At 47.4% G+C, this 21,052-nt stretch carries 14 protein-coding genes; 9 read left to right on the top strand and 5 right to left on the bottom strand.

The window, feature by feature from the left end; genetic code table 11:
* Positions 1 to 119: 119 nt before the first annotated feature.
* Positions 120 to 1,199, bottom strand: a complete 1,080-nt coding sequence (locus QGP82_RS25825; RefSeq protein ID WP_499061456.1) for a class I fructose-bisphosphate aldolase — start codon at positions 1,197 to 1,199, stop codon at positions 120 to 122.
* 276 nt (positions 1,200 to 1,475) lie between these two features.
* On the opposite strand from QGP82_RS25825, the gene QGP82_RS25830 reads away from it, so the two are divergent.
* Complete coding sequence (locus QGP82_RS25830; protein ID WP_499061457.1) at positions 1,476 to 2,342, top strand: hypothetical protein; 867 nt, start codon at positions 1,476 to 1,478, stop codon at positions 2,340 to 2,342.
* Positions 2,343 to 2,406: 64 nt separating this feature from the next.
* The gene (locus tag QGP82_RS25835) at positions 2,407 to 3,306 is read left to right on the top strand and encodes a GNAT family N-acetyltransferase (RefSeq protein WP_499061458.1); all 900 of its coding nucleotides are present in this window, start codon (positions 2,407 to 2,409) and stop codon (positions 3,304 to 3,306) included.
* Positions 3,307 to 3,424: 118 nt separating this feature from the next.
* On the opposite strand, the gene QGP82_RS25840 is transcribed toward QGP82_RS25835, so the two are convergent.
* From QGP82_RS25840 to QGP82_RS25850, 3 genes are all read right to left on the bottom strand, one after another.
* Positions 3,425 to 4,306, bottom strand: a complete 882-nt coding sequence (locus tag QGP82_RS25840) for an ABC transporter permease (protein WP_163665948.1) — start codon at positions 4,304 to 4,306, stop codon at positions 3,425 to 3,427.
* A 51-nt stretch (positions 4,307 to 4,357) separates the two neighbouring features.
* A complete protein-coding gene (locus tag QGP82_RS25845) occupies positions 4,358 to 5,368 on the bottom strand; it encodes an ABC transporter permease (protein ID WP_163665946.1) in 1,011 nt (336 codons plus the stop codon).
* A 307-nt stretch (positions 5,369 to 5,675) separates the two neighbouring features.
* Positions 5,676 to 7,355, bottom strand: coding sequence for an ABC transporter substrate-binding protein (locus QGP82_RS25850; protein ID WP_499061459.1), 1,680 nt, complete (start codon positions 7,353 to 7,355; stop codon positions 5,676 to 5,678).
* A 277-nt stretch (positions 7,356 to 7,632) separates the two neighbouring features.
* Here QGP82_RS25850 and QGP82_RS25855 point away from each other — a divergent pair, with 277 nt between their 5' ends.
* On the top strand, positions 7,633 to 9,444 hold the full coding sequence (locus tag QGP82_RS25855) for an ABC transporter ATP-binding protein (protein WP_163665942.1): 1,812 nt from the start codon (positions 7,633 to 7,635) through the stop codon (positions 9,442 to 9,444).
* Between the two features lie 46 nt (positions 9,445 to 9,490).
* On the opposite strand, the gene QGP82_RS25860 is transcribed toward QGP82_RS25855, so the two are convergent.
* Complete coding sequence (locus tag QGP82_RS25860; protein WP_163665940.1) at positions 9,491 to 10,318, bottom strand: alpha/beta fold hydrolase; 828 nt, start codon at positions 10,316 to 10,318, stop codon at positions 9,491 to 9,493.
* 309 nt (positions 10,319 to 10,627) lie between these two features.
* Between QGP82_RS25860 and QGP82_RS25865 the strand changes: the two genes are divergently transcribed.
* The 6 genes from QGP82_RS25865 (at position 10,628) to QGP82_RS25890 (ending at position 21,051) form a co-directional block, all read left to right on the top strand.
* Entirely contained in the window at positions 10,628 to 14,176 is a 3,549-nt protein-coding gene (locus QGP82_RS25865) for a GAF domain-containing sensor histidine kinase (RefSeq protein ID WP_499061460.1), read from the top strand.
* 935 nt (positions 14,177 to 15,111) lie between these two features.
* Positions 15,112 to 16,143: a glycosyltransferase family 2 protein gene (locus tag QGP82_RS25870; protein WP_163665936.1), complete on the top strand. Its 1,032-nt coding sequence runs from the start codon at positions 15,112 to 15,114 to the stop codon at positions 16,141 to 16,143.
* A gap of 89 nt (positions 16,144 to 16,232) precedes the next feature.
* Positions 16,233 to 17,744: an NAD(P)/FAD-dependent oxidoreductase gene (locus tag QGP82_RS25875; protein WP_163665934.1), complete on the top strand. Its 1,512-nt coding sequence runs from the start codon at positions 16,233 to 16,235 to the stop codon at positions 17,742 to 17,744.
* A gap of 58 nt (positions 17,745 to 17,802) precedes the next feature.
* A complete protein-coding gene (locus tag QGP82_RS25880; protein WP_163671711.1) occupies positions 17,803 to 18,930 on the top strand; it encodes a glycosyltransferase family 2 protein in 1,128 nt (375 codons plus the stop codon).
* Positions 18,908 to 20,128 carry a glycosyltransferase family 4 protein gene (locus QGP82_RS25885; RefSeq protein ID WP_163665931.1) on the top strand — a complete coding sequence of 407 codons (1,221 nt, stop codon included), beginning with the start codon at positions 18,908 to 18,910 and terminating at the stop codon, positions 20,126 to 20,128. The genes QGP82_RS25880 and QGP82_RS25885 overlap by 23 nt, the downstream gene beginning before the upstream one ends.
* Positions 20,125 to 21,051 carry a glycosyltransferase family 2 protein gene (locus QGP82_RS25890; RefSeq protein ID WP_163665929.1) on the top strand — a complete coding sequence of 309 codons (927 nt, stop codon included), beginning with the start codon at positions 20,125 to 20,127 and terminating at the stop codon, positions 21,049 to 21,051. Before QGP82_RS25885 ends, QGP82_RS25890 begins: the two co-directional genes overlap by 4 nt.
* Position 21,052 lies beyond the last annotated feature (1 nt).

Genomic DNA, 21,052 nt, shown 5'->3' on the forward strand with positions numbered 1-21,052 from the left:
TCGAAGCCAACCCCCACGAAAAAGTCCCCTTCGACTCCGCTCAGGGGACACTTACAAGATGAGAGGCATTGGTTGATCAGAAACTCATCGGCCAATGCCATTGCACCTATCTGATGTTGTTATGCGATGGTGATGTCATTGTCTAGATAGACATCTTGAATTAAGTGAAACAGTTTGATTCCTTCTTTGAAATCTCTCTGAAATGTCTTACGTCCAGAAATAAGTCCGCAACCACCGGCTCGTTTATTAATGACTGCAGTCCGCACGGCCTCAGCAAAGTCATTTTCCCCTGATGCACCGCCTGAGTTAATTAACCCAGCACGACCGGCATAGCAGTTGAGTACTTGGTAGCGAGTTAAGTCGATGGGGTGCTCCGTAGTCAGTTCTGAATAGACTAAATCGTGGGTTTTGCCATATTTTTCGCCGGTTGCCTGGGTAACTGCTTTATAGCCACCGTTGTTGAGCGGTAGCTTCTGCTTGATAATATCGGCTTCAATGGTGACGCCCAGGTGGTTTGCCTGCCCAGTCAGGTCAGCGGAGAGGTGATAGTCTTGATCTTGTTTAAAGACGCTGCTACGCAGGTAGCACCATAAGATTGTTGCTAAACCTAGCTCATGGGCGCGGGCAAAGGCCTTGCTAACGTCTTGAATCTGTTTTGCCGCCCCAGGTGAGCCAAAATAGATGGTTGCGCCAACGGCAACGGCTCCCAGATTCCAGGCTTGTTCCACAGAGGCAAACATCAGCTGGTCAAACTGGTTAGGGTAGGTGAGTAGTTCGTTGTGGTTAAGCTTGACGATAAAGGGAATCTTGTGGGCATATTTGCGGGATGTCATGCCCAGGACACCCAGGGTAGTGGCAACGGCGTTGCAGCTGCCTGCGATCGCAAGCTCAATAATATTTTGTGGGTCAAAATAAATGGGATTGGGCGCAAACGAGGCCGCTCCTGAATGCTCGATGCCTTGATCTACAGGCAAAATTGACAGGTAGCCTGTATTTGCAAGGCGTCCAGTACTATATAGCTGCTGTAAGCTCCGCAATACCTGTGGGTTGCGATCGGTCTGGGTAAAAATGCGATCTACCCAGTCAGCTCCAGGCAGATGTAGTTGACTTTTAGGAATTTTAGCTGTGTAGCCCAGTAGATCATCAGCTTCTGGACCCAGCCACTCAGCAATGGACGGGGATGACGAGGTTACAACCATGGTTATTTCACCGCGTACGATACCAAATCAGTTATGTCCCACGTTAACGTGACCCTCTAGATTTGAGATATAGGCCAGATTAGAATTGTCTTAAAGGTTGTTTACTATTGTGCTGAGCTGGCTGTTGATTAAAAAGTTACATTTGAAAATAAGTAGATAGCCGAAAGTAAACGTCCCTAACACCGCTGGTTTCGACTCCGCTCAACCAGCTAATTAGGTGATAATTTATCAGGCTGCATCGGTACCCAATTAAGAGTGCTCTAATGAGGTAGATAAATGTATCGTCAATTACTAGCTAGCCTGGGGTGTCTGGGGCTAGCGGCCTGTAGCCATGTCTCAGCCCAAGAAATCACTTCCAGCACTCCGATGTCAGCGATAACGCGTTTATCTCTGGATACTTCCCTGGCAGAAGCAGGTTTCCCGGCGAATATTGATGGTGCGATCGCTACTGCATCCTTGCCCAGTCTCAATGATGAAACGCTGCCCTATGAGCTACTGCAAGTGCGTAAATACCATGGTGATGAAGTTGTCGCAGCATCTGGGGGGCAGTGGTGGAGCCTATTTGTCACCGATGATGGGTTTGAGTTGTTGCCGACAACCATTACTGTCAATACGATCCGAGATGGCATTCTGGATATGGAAGGAGATGAGTTTACAGGTAAGGAGATTGTCATCGATAACGATGCGATGTCAATGTTTCTGGTCAAAGGCCCAGACTTTTTAACCTCTGGCATGGTTAAAACAGTTTTTGCCGGGTCCGTAACGGTTCCTAGACATTTACCACAGCAAGATCGTCTGTCTTCGTTAAGCGTTGTTCTAAATGCCGATGAAGCATCAAAAATACCCATTCACTATCGATTTCAATTGACTGAGGTTGATTCAGCAGACACGCTACAGACTATTTTGACGTTTTCTGAGGATGGGGAGGGCAAGAAGCAGGAATATAGGTTGGACAACTGTTGTGATTGGACCGGACCTAGTTTGCTTTGGGCTGGAGATTTAGATCGCGATGGCAAACTTGATTTTTTGTTAGATACGTCTCGCCATTATAACGTTTCTGACCTTACACTCTTTCTCTCCTCACTAGCCCAAGAAGGCGAGATTGCTCGTCCAGTTGCGAGAAAGTACTCGGTCGGAGGTTAGCTGTCGAACGTCTGTACTTCATAGGTTATTTCATGTCGTGATTAGTGTAAAACGGCTTCGTAGTGTGGCTCAAAGTACTGCTCACCATGGTGTTAGCGGTCTATGCTATTTGCATCCTCATTTAGGAGAAGACTGTAAAAGACAAGGGGTTCAAGTTGCAAAGATTGATCTAATTAGTCACCCTGAACAGCAGAATTCACAGGCGATGGATCCAATTACTCTTGCCAGTGATGCGTTGAGGCAGAAGTTTGGGAAGATTCTCAGCTCTGAAGGGGGGAACGTCGATGAGCTGGAGGTTGCGATCGCACTCTTTACATTTGAGTTAGACCCATGGCCAACTGCCTGCATGGTCAGTCTCAAAACTATTGACGGTAAAAAAGTTGATTCAGCTGTATGCATTAATGGCAAATGTTTGCCGTATAAGAGCCTGAGCATACCAAATGGAAGGCTTTTCTCACCAGCGATGGATAAGGCGCTTACTTACCGACCTTTGAACGTAACAGATACACGTGAAGTCAGTGAATTGGTGGCTCGTGGTTTCAATGAGTTTGTTGCCCCGGAATGTTCATCTGAAGGGGTTCAAGAGTTTCACCGCTATATTCAGTCGAATGCCTTTCGAACACGTGCTCAAACCAATCATTTCAGCCTCATCACTTTGGATCAAGACAAGATTGTGGGGGTGATTGAAATGCGAGACCATCATCATATTTCCTTGCTTTTCGTCACGCCAGAATTTCAGTATCGGGGAATTGCTAAAGAACTTCTGCGCCAGGCTTTGCAGATTTGCCGAGCCAATCGGTCAAGGCTTTCAGAAATCAGCGTAAATTCGTCGTCGTATGCGGTGCCGATTTACGAGAAGTTGGGCTTTCGTGCAGCCGGGGAGAGACAAGTCAAAAACGGTATTGGCTTCATCCCTATGGTGCTGAAACTAAAAAATCAGCCTGACGACTCACATCGTCTTTGATGAAAACGCCTACCACGAAGTGTGCTGTTATACGCTTGCACATGGTGAGCCATCGTTTACCCATCAACAGATGGTGGATGCTTTTGGTGCACAAAATGCCTCAGAGCCTGATCACAGCCTAACGACTACCTTTAGGATCTAGCGCATCTCGCAGCCCATCGCCCAGTAGGTTAAAGGCCAAAACAGTCAGGGTAATAAACAACCCTGGAAAAACAATGGTCCAGGGAGCTGAGAGGGAATAGCCACCCTTAAACGCATCAGATAACATTGTGCCCAGTTCTGGTGTAGGGGGCTGAGCGCCTAACCCTAAAAACCCTAAACCGGCAGCTTCTAAAGTAGAGGTGCCAATGGCCAATGTTGCCTGTACTACGAGGGGGGCTAAGCTGGCGGGCAATATGTGCAAGAAAACAATTCGGGGTGACTTAGCGCCAAATGCCCGAACAGTTTGGATAAATTCTTGTTCCCGTAGTGAGAGCACCATGCTACGGGTCAGGCGTATAAACTTGGGTACCTGAACAACGCCAACGGCAAACATGACGCTGAGGACACTAGGGCCAGTGACGGTGACGACTGCGATCGCAAGCAAAATTGACGGAAACGCTAGCAGTACATCCGTGATCCAGCCAATCACCGTTTCGACCCACCCCCGAAAGTAACCGGCTGATAACCCTAGCGTCACCCCGATCAATAAACCAATCAGAACCGACACCAGGCCAATCACCAGCGATGTCCTGAGACCGTACCAGACTAGGGTGAGAATGTCCCGTCCCAGACCATCCGCTCCAAACCAGTGCTCTAAGCTAGGCCCCTGTAACCGAATGGCATAGTTGCGATCGGAGGCCGGATCGTAGGGATTGAGCACCGGAGCTAATAGGGCAGCCAGCACAATAAAAATTGTGATGCCTAGACCAATGAGTCCAGAGGTTGATTCCAAGAATCGCTGCACGGCACGATTTTTGAGGAATTTGGGAATGCGTCTAGTGGCGGTAACGGGCGTCATGATGGTGGGATAAAACAGGGGGTTGGTACAAAAAAACTGATGGAAATGTCTCTACTTGTATTGAATTCTGGGGTCTAGGAAGGCGTAGGAAATATCCACAATCAAGTTCACCAAGACAAAAACAAAGGCCACAAATATAACACCACCTTGGACTACTGGGTAGTCGCGCTGCAAAATGCCCTCATAAATCCATTTGCCAATACCGGGCCAAGAGAAAATTGTTTCTGTTAAAATTGCTCCCCCTAAAAGGGTGCCAAACTCCAAACCCACAATTGTAACCACAGGCAGCATGGCATTTTTTAGGGCGTGTTTACCAATGACAAACAGTTCTACCAACCCCTTAGCCCTAGCTGTACGGATATAGTCCTGAGAGAGAACTTCTAACATAGCGCTGCGGGTAATCCGTGCCAAAATAGCAAGGGGGATGGTGCTGAGGGTAATAGCAGGCAGCACTAGATGAGACAAAATGTTTTTTAATGCGGCAAAGTCACCCTGAACCAGGGCATCAAAGATAAAAAAGCCGGTGATCGGTTCAAAGGCTAAACCTGTCTCAATGCCAATACGACCGCTGGGTGGCAGCCATTGCAAATTGACGGCAAAGAGATAGACCAGCAATAATCCCAGCCAGTACACTGGCATCGAGACTCCTAGCAGCGAGCCACTCATGGTGAGATTGTCGATCCAGCTGTTTTTGCGAACAGCGGCGATTACTCCAGCAGGAATACCCAATACAAGAGCAATGAGCATGGCTGAGACGGACAGCTCAAATGTGGCAGGCCATCGTAGCTTAATCTCATCCCAAATGGGGATGCCGGTAAAAATACTCTCGCCTAGATCAAACTTTAACAAGCTGCCCAGGAAGGATAGATATTGTAGCGGTAGCGGTTCATTGAGGCCCATGCGCTCTCGCAGAGCGGCTACCTGGTCAGGGTTAGCACGGTCACCCAATAAAACTAAGGCCGGATCGCCGGGAATCAGATGTAAAAAAGCAAAGACTAGGAGTGAAATGCCCAGCAGTACTGGGACTAGATGGAGTAAGCGTTTGAGAATATATCTACCCATGGAGATTCTGTTGAGGGTACGTGGGGTGAGTAAAGTGGATGGGGCTGGTCTTACTTTTGAAGCAGGTAATGTTTTGAAAGGTATGTCTACCTTGGATAAGCCCTTATCCCCCTGCCCCTTATCCCCCAGGGAGAAGGGGAGATGACTTAATTTTTGCTATCTGAGGGAAAAGCTTTTTCAGATCACTCTCAAAGTCCTTCTCCCCCAGGGAGAAGGACTTAGGATGTAAACGCCAAAGCGGCTTCTCGTAGAGTGGGCTAATTTAAGATCAAGACCACCTTTCGGGTCATTGTCTTTAAAGACTGCCCTAAGGCTTCTCCACCGCAGGAAAAGGTTCATTCCCCAGTGGACTGGGACTCCAGCCTTCTAGACCCACGCGCTGAGCCAGTAGCGGCTGAGAGTGCACGATGGGAATCCGCAATGCCTTATCAAACAACATCGTATCCACATCTTGGTACAGTTTTTCGCGCTCTGTTGGTTCCGTTTCAGCCCGGGCCTTGTTAAGCAACTCAAACATTTCAGGACTCTCGTAGTTACCTAAATCTTGCGTTGCGCCAGGGCCAAAGTGAGAGTACAGAAAGTTGTCAGGGTCACCGTAGTCACCGGTCCAACCTAGCATAAAGGATTGATACCCAGGTGGTGTGTTGCGATCTTCTAAATAGGCTGCCCAGTCCTTGGTTTGCAAATTCACTGTGATACCGATTTGGCTGAGTTCTGCGGCAAAGGCTTCGGCGATCGGTTTCGGATTAGGGAAATAGGGCCGACTGACTGGCATATACCACAGTTCCAGGTCAAAGCCATTGGGATAGCCTGCTGCTGCGAGTGCAGCCTTAGCTGCCTCCGGATCGTACTCATAATCTCCCACGCTATCGCTGGTAAAGGCTTCCATGGAAGGGGGGATAAAATGGGCGTCAGTCACACCCAACTCTCCCCAAAATGCTTCAACAATGGCAGGCTTGTTGATGGCCTGGGCAATGGCTTGTCTCACCTCTGGTGTTGATAGCGGTTCGTAGCTGGGATTCAGCGCTAGAAAACCTACGTTAAAGGAGGGACGGAACACCGCTTCCACATTGGCATCTGCTTCGATTTCTGCCAGCTGGTCGGGGGTGAGGTCAACGGTAAAGTCAAGGGCTCCGGCTCGCAGCTGTGCCAGTCGAGCCGCAGGATCTTCAATAAAGCTAATGACGAGCTGATCAACTTTGGGCAGTCCTTCTTGCCAATAGTCGTCAAATTTAGTCAGGGTAATGCGATCGCCGCTCAACCATTCTTCAAATACAAACGGTCCGGTACCTATGGCTAAACCAGAGGGGGTGCCGTAGTCTGCTCCAGATTCTTGAATTGCGGCGGGGCTGGCAATGCCAAAATAGGCGGATGCGATCGCAGCTGGAAACGCAGCGAAGGGTTCAACTAGCTTGAACTCAACGGTCATGTCATCCACGGCGCTGACGTCGGCTAGAACGGATGCTTCGTCGCCCTTAAACCCGCCAAAGAGGTAGCTCCAAATTTCGTATAGCTTACCTTCGTCGCGGAAACCGTACTCAAAATCAGGGTCCCACCAGCGGTTGACGTTAAAAACTACGGCCTCAGCGTTAAAATCAGTGCCATCATGGAATTTAATGCCTTCCTGTAGCTTAAAGGTCCAGGTCAAGGCATCTTCAGACGCGGTCCATTCGGTGGCTAGCTCAGGAACAAGTTCGGTTGAGCCTGGCTCGTTACCCATCAGGTGGTTGTAAATCTGTAGCTGCACATATAAGGAGTCCCCATCCGTAACATCGCCGGAAGAGAGGTTATCGGGCTGCCCTCCTGAACCAAACACTAGGGTGCCTGTATCTGTTGTTGTAGCGGTTACTTCGTCACCCCCAGGCGTATCACCGGCACTATCGGGAGTGCCACCACAGTTGACTAACACAGCCGTGAGTGTGAGGGCAAAGATAATTGCCAGCATTCTGCGGAAGCGTCGCCTGAAAAAAAATCGTTGACGAATCATAAATGACTCCTAGTAGCAGAGAAGAGTTTTAGGGAGACGTGTGTAAAAACCCTAAACTTTTAACGTGGTTCCTGAGAACAAACGCTACATTAACTATCTCAGAAAGAATGAGTAAATTTATACACGTAACAACATGTCAAATTTTTCGTATTTCTATGACAAAAGTAAAAAAAGAGCCTGTAATCGGGACAACAAATACATAAATAACGCCCTAAACATTGTGTAATGGTAATGAAAAAGTCGCCCTGGTCTCTGCCCATTACTTATCAGACTCGATATGCCTCTTCCCATTCTTGATGTTAGAAATCTCTCTGTGACATTCCCAGCCAAGGCCGGTGACGTGTCAGCGGTTAAGTCTATTTCGTTTTCCCTAACCGCAGGTGAGACATTGAGTCTTGTCGGTGAGTCGGGGTCGGGTAAGTCGGTGACATCCCTAGCTTTAATTGGGCTGCTGGCATCAGGCACAAGACAATCGGGAGAAATCTGGTTTCGAGATCCCTCGTTGTCGGATGCGCAACCGGTGGATCTGCTTAAGCTTTCCCGTGAAGAGCGCAGACAGTATCGGGGCAAATTGGTTTCCATGATTTTTCAGGAGCCGCTGACATCCCTCAATCCGGTATATACCTGTGGGGACCAGCTGATTGAGGCCTTACGATTACATCAGGACCTCGATCGTCAAGGGGCTAAGGTTAGGGCACTGGAGCTATGTGCCGAGGTCAAACTGCCTGAGCCTGAACAGATATTAGGGCGCTATCCCCATCAGCTTTCGGGTGGGCAACAGCAGCGGGTGATGATTGCGATCGCACTTGCAGGCGATCCGGCTGTCCTCATTGCCGATGAACCCACCACAGCTCTGGATGTTACCATTCAGGCCACCATTCTTGACCTGCTGCGTGATTTACAAGCCTCGCGGGGAACGGCAATTGTGTTTATTACCCACGATATGGGGGTGGTGGCGGAGATTGCCGATCGGGTCGCTGTCATGTATAAAGGTGACCTGGTGGAAATTGCCCCAGTCTATGATCTGTTTGCCAACCCGCAGCATCCCTACACCCAAGGGTTATTAAACTGTCGACCCAGACCGCAGCAACAGCTGCGTCGATTGCCAACCGTAAGCGACTTTATGGAAGTGGGGTCAGGGACAGAGGCTGGGAAAATTGTTGCCAAAGTGAGGACAGAAGCTGAGAAAGCTGAGTTACTCGCTGAGGTCAGCCCCCACGAAATTGAACAGCATCGTCAAACATTGGTGCAGCAAACGCCTCTTTTACGGGTCCAGAACTTAACCAAGGCGTTTCCCATGCGGGCAGGGTTGTTTGGGAAAAGAGAAGAGTTTCGTGCTGTGGATGCTGTCAGCTTTGAGGTTTACCCTGGCGAAACACTAGGTTTAGTGGGGGAGTCCGGCTGTGGTAAATCCACCCTGAGCCGTTGTTTGTTGCGTCTTATTGACCCCACATCCGGCCTGATTGAATTTGATAAACAGTCTGTTCTAGATCTTGATGCTGAGGCTATGCGTCGTCTCCGTCGAGAAATGCAAATTGTGTTTCAAAACCCCTACGGGTCTTTAGACGCCCGCCAGACGATCGGTGCCGCCATCATAGAACCCATGCAAATTCACGGTTTGGGGGGCACTAAGGCGGAGCGCCAAGCACGGGCTATCCATCTGTTAGAGCGGGTGGGGTTGGATGCCAGTGCCCTGCGTCGTATGCCCCATGAGTTTTCCGGTGGTCAGCGTCAGCGCATCTGCATTGCCCGTACCCTGGCCTGTGAACCTAAATTTATCATCTGTGATGAGTCGGTTTCCGCCTTGGATGTTTCAGTACAGGCCCAGGTCCTTAACCTCCTCAAAGATCTACAAAAGGACTTTAAGCTTACCTACATCTTTATTTCCCACGATCTGAGTGTGGTGAAATTTATTAGCGATCGCATCATGGTCATGAATCAGGGGCGAGTAGAAGAAATTGGTCCTGCTGAGGAGATTTACAACACCCCGCAAAAGCCCTATACCCAGAAACTGATTGCCGCGATTCCCGATGCCCAACTTGATGACATTCGCCAGCGTCAACGAGCCACAGCTGACATGCATTCATAACCAGGATTGTAGGGGTGCACAGCTGTGCGCCCCTACAAAAAATCTTTTACGCTAGGAAATCAATCAATGTTTTGCTAAAATTTTCCGGTTCAACCAAAAATGCCCAATGGTTTCCAGGAATTGTCTCAACCCTCAAATTCTTTAAATATTTCCGATAAGGCTTTAGCTGCCAGTCAAACCGATTTACACCAGCTTGCGGCTGCATAAACAAACTGGGCACCTGAATCTCCTGGGTCAGTCCCGGTACTCGCAACACCGCATCAAAAATCTCATCCCGTGCGGCCTTAGTGAACTTACTACCCATAGTCCCATCTGGGTTCTCTGCCAAACTCTCCCGAAAAACAGCTTCCTGTAAACTATTCCAATCTCGGTACTGCTTCATTTGTTTGCCCTGTTGGATAGCAGCATCCCAATCTGCAAACGGTCCCATGCCCTTTAAAAACGGCAGGATCCCATAAAATAGTGGAAATGTCAGTCGAAAAATGCCCGGCATCCCATATACAAAAATTGGGTCTACCAACACCATCGTCAAAAAGTGCTCCGGTTGCCGGGTGGCCCAGTAGGTGGCCACCTTCCCTGACCAGGAATGTCCGACAATGTGAGCTGCTGACCAGCCCAGATGCTCCATCAGCTGTACCAGATCGCCCATCACCGTATCAAAGTCATAACCGTCATTGGGTTTACTGCTTTGCCCATGTCCTCGCATATCCACAGCAACCGGATGATAGTGCTGGGCTATGTGCTCTCCCACTGCTGACCAACCCAAGGCATGATCCGCTAACCCATGGAGCAGCAAAACGGGTTCACCATCAGTTTGCCAGTCTAGATATGACAGTTCAATCTGGTTGAAGGAGACGGTTTTTCGAATAACCATACTAATGAGGCTGCATAGTCAAGTCATCCTCATCATCGCATCGTTTTAACAGACTGAGGCCGTATTTTACTGAGGTGCCGCCCACTAGATCTTCCCACTGACCTCTCGTTACCGGAATGTCTAGGCTTACGAACTATGGAACTATCAACGCTTTGATCCGGTCTGTCCAAAGGTGCCACTGCCAGGTTATGGGATGCTTGAATCTACAATGAGTGAGTTTGCTAACACTTTTTTGGCTAACACTTTATAGTGTAAATTCTCTGAATATCTACATCCCTAAGGAAAAAGGTATTAACAGGCTCGGATGAAATGCAATCCATCCCCAGATTTAGCAACGCAAAACAACCCATCAGTTACCAAACGGTTGCCGCTGGGGACTCCCAGAAAGAAAAGGATTTGGCAGATAACCTTTGTGATTCTGGTCACCCATTAGATCTTGACACTATCTTTAAAGATACGACAACAGAAGTTAGACAGCTTCTGAATATAGATCGCGTTTCTATTTTTCGGTTTTATCCAGATAAAAGCTGGCACGGTGAGTTCATTGTTGAAGCTGTGGTTGAAGGGTGTGGGTCCTTGCTCACAGAAGAATGCTATGAATATTTTGGAGATGGACAAGTTCAGTATCATCTGGGGCATGTAGAGGCTGTAGCAGATATTTACACCGCTGATTTAAGCCCTCAGCATGTAGATATTCTAGAACAACTACAGGTGCGAGCTAGTTTGGCGGTGCCCATTCTCAAACATCGGTCCTTATGGGGAATATTGTGTCTGCATCACTGCCAGTCTCCCCGATTGTGGTCTGCTGAAGAAATTGGTTTGGTTCAGCAAATTGTTGAACGGCTCAAGGACTCAGTACAACAGACAGAGAATATTTCTCAATCGTATTCTCAAACGAAGGTGTTTTCCAATAATATTAATCGCGAAAAAGCTATTGCTAAAACCATTAGCAAGATTCGCCAGTCCCTTGATATAGGCGTCTTATTTCAATCTGTTACCACTGAAATTAAACAGCTTTTAGAAGCCGATCGAGTTGCTATATTCCAATTCACGCCTGATCAAGATTGGGAGGGAGAGTTTGTCTCTGAAGATGTATCAGAGGATTGGCGCTCTGTTTTAACTCAGCGAGTATATGAGCATAGCTTTGAGACACAATTTGCCGATCAGTATGATGAAAGACAAGTTCAGATCATAACCGATATTTACACGACTCAGCTGAGTGGCGACTATATCAATGTTTTAGAACGATTTGAGGTCAGGGCAAGCCTTGCTGTTCCTATTTCGCAAGGTGAGCAGCTTTGGGGATTACTGTGCGTTCATCAGTGTGAGCATGTTCGCCATTGGAGTTTAGATGATATTAAATTTGTTCAGAAAATTGTTGAGTATTTAAGCTTTGCCTTGCAACAGCTTAAGCTGCTAGAGCAGCTACGCTATCAAACTGAACAACAAAAATCTCTGACAGGTGTGATTACCCGTATTCGTGAATCCCTGGATTTAGAAACCATTTTCCAAACCACTGCTCAAGAAGTTAGGCATCTGCTGAAAGCAGATCAGGTGGGTATTTTCTTCTTCCAAAACGAACAATATTGGGAAGGGCAGTTTGTTGCTGAAGACTGTGGTGAAGGCATTTCATCGATCTTAGAAGAGAAAGTCTATGATCGACATTTTGGTGAGAGATATGCTCCACTTTATCAGGAAGGACGCATGTACATCTCCCATAACATCTTTGAGGGTGATATCCAGAATGACGATGTTCAAAAATTAGAGCGTTTGGGTATTAAGGCCAATGTGGTCTCACCCATTATGAATGGTGATGAATTATGGGGACTACTCTGTATTCATCATTGTCAAGGTCCTCGACAGTGGCAGTTGTCTGAGATTGAATTTATCGATCAGATTGCTAAGCATTTGGGTGTGGCCCTTGAGCAATGGAGTCAGGTGGAGCAGTTACGGTTGCAAGCAGCTCAGTTGGCTCATGTTTCTTCGCGTGAGCTAGCGCTTGAACAACAGCAGCTATTGTCCCAGACGATTAACGCAATTCGTGATTCTCTGCAAATTGAAGAGATCTTTGATACGACTACCAAAAGTATCCAATCATTATTTAAAACTGACCGAGTTGTTATTTATCAATTTAACGCTGACTGGAGTGGTCAGTTTGTGGCGGAATCTGTAGCCGATGGCTGGCCTGTGTTAGTCGGGTCGCAAGGGATTAATCAAGATCCCTATTTAATGGAGACCCAGGGAGGTCGTTATGCGCGCCAAGAAACATTAGCTGTTGATGATATCTATCAGACTGACTATAAAGCCCACCACATGAGACTATTGGCTGATTCCGATGCTCGTGCCTATATGATTGTGCCGATCATGGAAGGTAATCGGCTGTGGGGGTTATTGGCCGCTTGTCAAAATTCTCGCCCGCGCCATTGGGAAACCGATGAAATTGACTTCTTAGCTCAAGTAAGTACTCAGTTAGGGGTGGCCCTGAATCAAGCAGAGGCCGTTGCCCGGGTGCGTGATCAAGCCGCAGCTTTACAAAAAGCCACAGACCGTCAGCGCGCGCTGACCATGACCATTGATAAAATTCGTCAATCGTTAGACATTGACATAATTTTCACGACAACGACCCAAGAGGTGCGTCAACTGCTTGAAGTAGATCGAGTCGCTATCTATCGGTTTAATGCTGACTGGAGCGGGGCCTTTGTCGCCGACTCCATTGTGGATGGCTGGCAACCTGCTGTGCCAAATCAGGCCATCATTCAAGATGTATTTTCTAGACCTGATCAAGACGGTCAGCTACCACGTAATGAGGTTTTTGTGCCCATTTCCCAAGGTGAAAAACTTTGGGGTTTGCTGGTGGCCTATCAAACGTCTAAGCCTCGCTATTGGGATGATGATGAGGTGGGCTTACTGGCCCAAGTTGGCACTCAACTGGGCATAGCCTTACAGCAGGCAGAGCTGTTGAGGAAGACACAGCAGCAGACTGCAAAATTAAACCAAACCTTAGAAACGTTAAAAAGCACTCAAGCTCGATTGGTGCAGGGTGAGAAGATGGCTGGCTTGGGTCAGTTAGCAGCGGGTATTGCCCATGAAATTAATAACCCAGTGGGCTTTATCTCTAGCAATCTAGAGCCAATGCAAAACTATATTACGGGACTTCTGGAGTTACTAACGCTGTACCAACAGCATTACCCTGAACCGGAACAGCTGATTCAAAACAAAATCGATGATATTGAAGTGGATTTTATCCTAGAGGACTTACCTAAGATCATGGCGTCCATGAAAATGGGCACCAACCGCATTGTCGATATCGTTCAGAGTATGCAGAACTTCTCCCGTGTGGATGAAGCTGCCATCAAAGATGTGGATATCCATCAAGGAATTGACAGTGCGTTACTCATTTTGAAGCACCGTTTAAAGGCTTGTAAACAACGACCTACCATCAATGTTGTTAAATACTATGGCGAATTACCAACTATTCATTGCTATGCTAGCCATCTCAATCAGGTATTTATGAATATTCTAGTGAATGCTGTTGATGCTTTTGATGATCTGGAGCATTACCATGGTCAGATGCCAGAAATTGAGATCTCTACCCGTTGGCAGGAGAGTCAGAATACTTTAGTTGTAGAAATCTCAGATAATGGTCGTGGTATTCCTGAGGATGTCTTGGCAAGTATTTTTAATCCATTTTTCACAACAAAACCTGTAGGTAAAGGGACTGGGTTAGGATTGTCCATTAGCTACCAAATTGTAACGGAAATGCATGGTGGCAAACTATATTGCCAATCTACGGTAGGCCAGGGCACAAACTTCTGTATCGAAATTCCCTTAACTATTGCAGAGAAGATAGGGAGTTAGTCTAAAAAATATTTGGGCCAAGGGTGAATATAAAAAATCTCATAATTTTTTTACCTGATAATCCCTAAGTTAAATTTCCCGAAACCACTGTTTTATAGGCTTATGTAGTTTATAGATATCAGTAATAATCTTCAGCTGAGGGTAAGGTCGAGTTGAAGAATACGACAGATGTCATAATGGTTGCCATAGCTTTTTCATTGTAATACTCCCATACTCGAAGTATTACAGATAGGTCAATATAAGCAGCATCGGAATGTTCATTGATGTCCTGCCAGAAGCCTGAAGATATCTATGGATATGTGTTTTTCGGCTTTTTAGAGCAATAGGCTTGTAAATTTGAGATGAGAGAACTTTCATCTCAAATTCATGAAAGTCCGATTCAGTCATCCTATTATCAACGAAAGAACTTGATTCATTAGTTCTTTAATACTTCTGCTAACCATACAACTTGTATGGAGTAGATTTTAATAATTACTAGTTCTATGGAGAAAATTGTCTGGGTGCATCTTTGCTGTTCTAGGTAACCTGGCTTTAGGCCTCTTCTTAGCTTTTTAGCTAGAAGTGAACTCTTTTTGGGAAGGTTCTAAATTTTGATTGTTGGCTGTCAAAAGTCTTCTTCTGGTCAAGCAGTCCATTTAAGGCCATAAAAGTGGATATATTAGTAAGGAGAAAATTTCTAACTCTGAATTAGAGTTAACGCTATTCACTCTGATGAGAATGGCGTTTGTGTCTGATTTCAAGATTTCACATCTTTGAATCGCAAAAAAAAGGTGTTTTGGCCCTTTGCTTGCTCTTGAGCTAAGGAGAAGGCTCTGGTTCGGAAGAGTCTTCTCCTTGATGGAGTGTCATTTCAGCTTGCTCATTTGTAGAAAATAATAAGCTTGTTTGCTAAATGATGGATTTGTTTTTTTGATATTTGACGCTTCAAGGTGAGCATGTCTTCAATCAACATCTCAGTTGTAATTCCTGTCTATAATGGTGGAGAAGGATTTTATGAGTGTTTGGCTAGCATAAAACAAAGCCTCCGAGTTCCAGATGAGATTGTTGTTGTCTCTGATGGAGATACGGATGGCTCTTGGCAAGTGGCTAAAAACTTTGGCGCGATGGTGTTGCGATTGCCGCAGTCAGGAGGCCCAGCTCGAGCCAGAAATATTGGTGCACAGACTGCTCACGGCGATATCATCTTTTTCATGGATGCGGATGTAACCCTGCATCCAGACACATTGAGCTTAGTGGAGCAGCGGTTTCAAGAGCGGTCTGATTTAGCAGCCTTGATTGGCTCCTATGATGATTCGCCAGGTGCAGAGAACTTTTTATCTCAATATAAGAATCTCTTTCATCATTATACCCATCAAGTTTCTTCTGAAATTGCTTCAACATTTTGGGGGGCCTGTGGTGCTATTCGCCGTTCAGTGTTTCTAGCAGTTGGCGGCTTTGATGAGGACTATGTCAAGCCTTGTATTGAAGATATCGAGCTAGGCTATCGCCTTAAGCAAATGGGCTATGATATTCGCCTCTTTAAGGATATTCAAGTCAAGCACCTAAAGCGATGGGAGCCCATATCCCTACTCAAAGCAGATTTTTTTTACAGAGCGCTTCCTTGGACAGCTCTGCTTTTGAGTGAAAACCGTTTTGATGCTGATTTAAATCTCAGCTATGCCAATCGTTTGAGTGTGATCGGTGTATTTGGCCTAATAGGCACGTCGCTAGCTGGTTTGTTCTTTCCCTGGCTTTGGTGGTTGACAGCAGCAACAGCATTGGGATTACTGCTGATTAACGTTGATGTCTATCGATTTTTCTATGCTAAGCGGGGTTTGCTATTTGCCTTACGCGTTATCCCGTGGCATTGGTTTTACTTCTTCTATGGAGGAGGTGCATTTGCCTTTGTCCTATTGCAACATTGTTTAGGGCGTTTCCTACGACTGCCAGAGCCTTTAGTGTTGTCGGGAGTTCGTCGTTCAAGGTAGCACAAGTGCGAGATTTGCGAAAACCGGGGCTCGGTTGAACACAGATTTAAGAACACACATATATTTGGCTAATTTGGAGTTTATAACCGATGGAGCCCAGAGCTGTAGAAGATAGTACCGTTCCTGTAATCGTTATTGGTGGTGGACCGGCAGGGTTGACGTCTAGTTACGAGTTGATGAAGCATAATGTTAAGTCTATTGTGCTTGAAAAGGCTGATAAAGTAGGCGGTATCTCCCGTACTGAAAGCTATAAAGGATATAGGTTTGATATTGGTGGGCATCGTTTCTTCACTAAAGTGGGTGAAGTGAAGGCTATCTGGCAAGAGATTTTAGGGGATGACTTTATTCAAACGCCGAGGCTATCCCGAATTTACTACGATGGTAAGTTCTATGATTATCCTATTTCCATTTTCAAGACCCTGAGAAATTTAGGATTCATTCGTAGTTTTTTAATTGTAATGAGCTATTTGAAAGCAAAGCTCAAAAGATATTTAGGGTTGAGTGGAGAACCCCAGACTTTTGAAGACTGGGTGACGGACTGTTTCGGAGCAAGGCTGTATCGAATCTTTTTTAAGACCTATACAGAGAAGGTGTGGGGGATTCCCTGTAACCAAATTCGAGCAGACTGGGCGGCGCAGCGGATTAAGAATCTGTCTTTGAAGGAAGCTGTCATTAACGCACTGTTTGGTAGTAAGAATTCGAAAAGTCTTATTAAAACATTTGACTATCCCCGTTTGGGGCCTGGCATGATGTGGGAGCGGTGCCAAGAAATTTTAGAAGATAATGAGATTCCGGTGCATCTTAATACAGAAGTAGTGCGCGTTGAACGAGAAGGCAATCGTTTGACTAGGGTGCTAGCGAAACAAGGCGATCGCAACTTTGAGCTAGTGGGCGATCACTTTGTGAGTTCAATGCCGATTACGGCACTGGTCCATCGAATGGATCCCCCGCCCCCTAATTACGTTTTAGAGGCAGCGCGTGGCCTAAAATACCGTGACTTTCTGATTGTTTCCTTGGTCATCGATCGGGTTCGGCTTTTTCCAGACAACTGGCTTTATATTCACAGCCCTGAATTTAAGGTAGGTCGTATTCAAAACTTCAAAAACTGGAGTGTGGCGATGGTGCCTGACCCCAGCAAAACCTGTTTAGGTATGGAATATTTTTGCAGCCAGGGGGATGAGATTTGGGAGATGACCGACTCCCAGATGATTGAGTTTGCTTCTCGGGAAATCGCAAAGCTTAATTTGGGAGTGAAAGCACGTGATGTGGAGGATGGGTGTGTAATTCGTCAATATAAGGCATATCCGGTGTACGACGGCGAGTATCGCCGTCACTTAAAGGTGCTAGAAGACTATATTCGCGGTTTTGAGAATTTGCAAACCGTAGGACGCAACGGTATGCACCGCTATAACAATCAGGATCATTCCATGCTCTCAGCTTTGCTGGCGGCGAGGAATATTCTCGGTGAGGAGCATGATATCTGGAATATCAACGTAGAGCGCTCTTACCATGAGAACTTTACCGATCAGGAGTGGTCACAGCTCAAGAAAAAATCGACCCAGCCTGTGGCCGAACTTAAACCGCTATCCCGTGCAGCTTAAGGAGGGTAAGCGATAGATACTTTATCGGAGTACTGAAAAATTGGAAGATATTGAATCTATGAATCAACCCAATGTCACAATTGTGGTCTCGCCACGAGAACGGTTTAGCTATGCTCAAACCTCTTTAGAAAGTATTTATGAGCACACTCAGCTGCCGTTTGAACTGGTGTATGTAGATGGTGGTTCCCCAAAGCCCGTCCAAGAGTACCTGGAGATTCAAGCTAAGGAAAAATCCTTTGAGTTGATTCGTGTAGATCATATGCTCACGCCTAATCAGTCGAGGAATATTGGTTTAGCCCAGGTCAAGACGCCCTATGTAGCCTTTGTTGACAATGATGTTGTGGTCTCTCCAGGGTGGCTAGAGGCTTTGGTGCAGTGCGCTGAAGAAACCAATGCTGCCATTGTGGGCCCCCTCACCTGCCAGGATGAGCCTGTGCATGAAACCATTCACTTTGCCAATGGTGTGGCTCGCATTATTATCGATGTGAAAGGGCGACGGCGACTGCGCGAGAAGATGACTCGCCAGGGGCAGCGGGTAGTTGACACTCTGTCTAAACTGCAGCGAAGCACGGCGGAACTGGTGGAGTTTCACTGCATGTTAGTTAGCATGGATGTCTTTGAAAAAATGGGGCCTCTGGATGAGAGGTTTCTCAACACCAAGGAACATGTGGACCTGTGTATGGCAGTGACAGAGGCAGGCAGATCCATTTATTTTGAGCCCAGTTCTGTGATTACCTATGTACCAGGGATTAGCTGGAACTGGGCGGACTTGCACTTCTATATGCTGCGCTGGAGTGATACTTGGGAAACAATCAGCCTAGAGCATCTGAAGCAGAAGTGGAATCTATCTGAAGATGCGTACTTTACGCAGAAGCATAAAGCCCTGGGTTGGCGGCGACGGCGGATGATTCTCTCACCGTTATTAGACCGTCTGACGCTGGGGATGTTTAAGCATCGATTTTTTGAGAAGGCAACGTTTGGGCTGGTGAAGGATCGGTTTTTAGAAAAGATCTTTATGTATGGCCTATTCACACCTATTGATCGTGTCCTCAACAAGTATTTAACCGATCGCCATGCTCGCAAATGGTTAAATCTTTCCATGGGGGATCAGGGCTTGCATGTTGCGACAACGCCATCATTAGGAATTCTCCAAAATAAAATTGATGAAAATTCTTCTGCTGCATGACTATGGCACCGCAACGGGTGGCGCGGAATTGCAGATGCTGTCCCTGCGTCAAGGGTTAACTGAGCGCGGACATCAGGTGCGTTTGTTTGCCAGTAATGCCATGCCAGTTGAGGGCTATCCTCAATTGGCGGATAATGTTTGTTTTGGCACGAATTCTACACTTCAAGTGTTGACCCAGACGGCTAATCCATCTGCTTACTGGCAGTTGCGGCAGGTGCTGCAATCGTTTCAGCCTGATGTGGTGCATATTCGCATGTTTCTCTGGCAGCTATCGCCATTGATTTTGCCCTTGCTTAAGGGGATTCCCTGTATCTATCAGACTGCTGTTTACAAGGCCATTTGCCCGGCGGGGACTAACTTGTTACCAGATGGAAACCCCTGTCAGGTTTCTCCAGGTCGAGTGTGTTTGTCATCAGGGTGTTTAACGCCGAAAACGTGGTTGGTGTTGATGGTGCAGTGGCGGCTGTGGCAGCGATGGCGATCTGCCATTGACCGGATTGTGGCCCTGAGCTATGCGATGAAAGCAGAGCTTATGCAGGCTGGGTTACCAGCAGAGGTGATTCACAACGGTGTCCCAGTGAGAGAGCGGCGACCGCCCCTGAGTGCTCCACCCACTGTGGCCTATGCAGGCCGACTAGTCCCTGAAAAAGGGATTCAGGTTTTGATTCGGGCATTTGCGATCGCAACCACCCAAGTCTCCCATGCCCGTCTGCTGATCGCTGGCCAGGGCAAGTCAGAACCTGAGCTGCGAGACCTGGCTACGGAGCTGGGGGTGGCCGACAACATTACCTGGCTAGGTCACCTGTCGCGTTCAGACATGGAGCGTCAGTTTGATCGGGCCTGGGTACAGGTGGTGCCGTCCCTTTGGTCAGAGCCCTTTGGCAATGTGACCACAGAAGCCATGATGCGGGGGACCGCCGTTATCGTTAGTGCGGTGGGGGCACAGCCAGAAATCATTGAGCACTCTGTCACCGGCTTTGCGGTCCCGCCTGGGGATGTGGAGGCGATGGCTGTCTATCTCACCCAGATATTGCAGAACCAAGACTTGGCAGAACGTATGGGGGATTTGGGCAGAACCCGAGCCCTGGCTCACTTTAGTGAGAATGCGCGCACCGAAAGGTTTATTGCTCTCTACCAGCAGGTACAGGCCACATATGCCGATGATGCCATGGTTTATCCGGAGGTATTGTCGTCATGAGCGCCCCATTACTCAGCATCATTATTCCTACTTACAACCGCCCTGAGCTGTTATCTAGGGCTGTTAATAGTGCCTTAAACCAAACCCTCACGGATATGGAAGTCATTGTTGTGGATGATGGCTCTCAACCAGCGGTGGTGCTGCCACCACAGGATTGTCTCAGGGTAGTGCGTCAGCCCAATCAAGGAGGAGCCGCTGCCCGCAACCACGGTGCTAAGGAAGCAAGGGGGCGCTGGATTACCTACTTAGATGACGATGATGTCTTGCTGCCGGATATGGCTGAAAAAGCGATGGCGGCGACACAGCACATACCCCAAGCTTTGCCTGAGCCGGTTGCGTTGTTATTTGGGTTGACCATTGTCAACACCCAGGGCAATGGCATCGAAACTCACCTACCGCCAACGCTGCCCCGAGGGTCCCACTTTTGTTTAGAAGAGATTCAACCGGGAGAGTCCTTTTTCTCAAAGCAAACCCTGGTGGTAGAGCGGGAGGTGCTGTTGGGGATGGGCGGTTTTGATCCGAGTTTTAGCTCACGGGTGCATACTGAATTGTTTTTACGACTCAATCCTGTCTGTTCCCTATGGGGTATTCCAGAGGTGACTTATCATCTATCGGCCCATGCTGGGGTGCGGGTGTCGTCTAATTCACGCCGTCGACAGCATAATTTTGAGCGGCTTCTCTCAAAACACCATGACCTGTTTACCAGCCATTCTCGCAAAACAGTCGCTGATTTTGTGTTTAACCATGCCGATATGCTGCAAAGAAGCGGTCAGTCTTGGCTGGCAGCAAAAGCGCTGGGGCGCGCTTTGATGATTCACCCCATACACATCCTCCTGCGGTTGGGGTCTCCCTACAAAAGGCAGTTTTTGAAGTGTCTCTCTCTTCTAAAAACTCGCTTTAGGCTGTGTATGCCCGGAGCGTAGC

The sequence above is a fragment of the Leptothoe sp. LEGE 181152 genome (assembly GCF_032906605.1).
Lineage (GTDB): Bacteria > Cyanobacteriota > Cyanobacteriia > Phormidesmidales > Phormidesmidaceae > Leptothoe > Leptothoe turfae.

Coding starts and splice junctions, on each gene's coding strand:
- QGP82_RS25825 (WP_499061456.1), bottom strand. CDS start 1,199: ATGGTTGTAACCTCGTCATCCCCGTCCATTGCTGAGTGGCTGGGTCCA.
- QGP82_RS25830 (WP_499061457.1), top strand. CDS start 1,476: ATGTATCGTCAATTACTAGCTAGCCTGGGGTGTCTGGGGCTAGCGGCC.
- QGP82_RS25840 (WP_163665948.1), bottom strand. CDS start 4,306: ATGACGCCCGTTACCGCCACTAGACGCATTCCCAAATTCCTCAAAAAT.
- QGP82_RS25845 (WP_163665946.1), bottom strand. CDS start 5,368: ATGGGTAGATATATTCTCAAACGCTTACTCCATCTAGTCCCAGTACTG.
- QGP82_RS25850 (WP_499061459.1), bottom strand. CDS start 7,355: ATGATTCGTCAACGATTTTTTTTCAGGCGACGCTTCCGCAGAATGCTG.
- QGP82_RS25855 (WP_163665942.1), top strand. CDS start 7,633: ATGCCTCTTCCCATTCTTGATGTTAGAAATCTCTCTGTGACATTCCCA.
- QGP82_RS25860 (WP_163665940.1), bottom strand. CDS start 10,318: ATGGTTATTCGAAAAACCGTCTCCTTCAACCAGATTGAACTGTCATAT.
- QGP82_RS25865 (WP_499061460.1), top strand. CDS start 10,628: ATGCAATCCATCCCCAGATTTAGCAACGCAAAACAACCCATCAGTTAC.
- QGP82_RS25870 (WP_163665936.1), top strand. CDS start 15,112: ATGTCTTCAATCAACATCTCAGTTGTAATTCCTGTCTATAATGGTGGA.
- QGP82_RS25875 (WP_163665934.1), top strand. CDS start 16,233: ATGGAGCCCAGAGCTGTAGAAGATAGTACCGTTCCTGTAATCGTTATT.
- QGP82_RS25880 (WP_163671711.1), top strand. CDS start 17,803: ATGAATCAACCCAATGTCACAATTGTGGTCTCGCCACGAGAACGGTTT.
- QGP82_RS25885 (WP_163665931.1), top strand. CDS start 18,908: ATGAAAATTCTTCTGCTGCATGACTATGGCACCGCAACGGGTGGCGCG.
- QGP82_RS25890 (WP_163665929.1), top strand. CDS start 20,125: ATGAGCGCCCCATTACTCAGCATCATTATTCCTACTTACAACCGCCCT.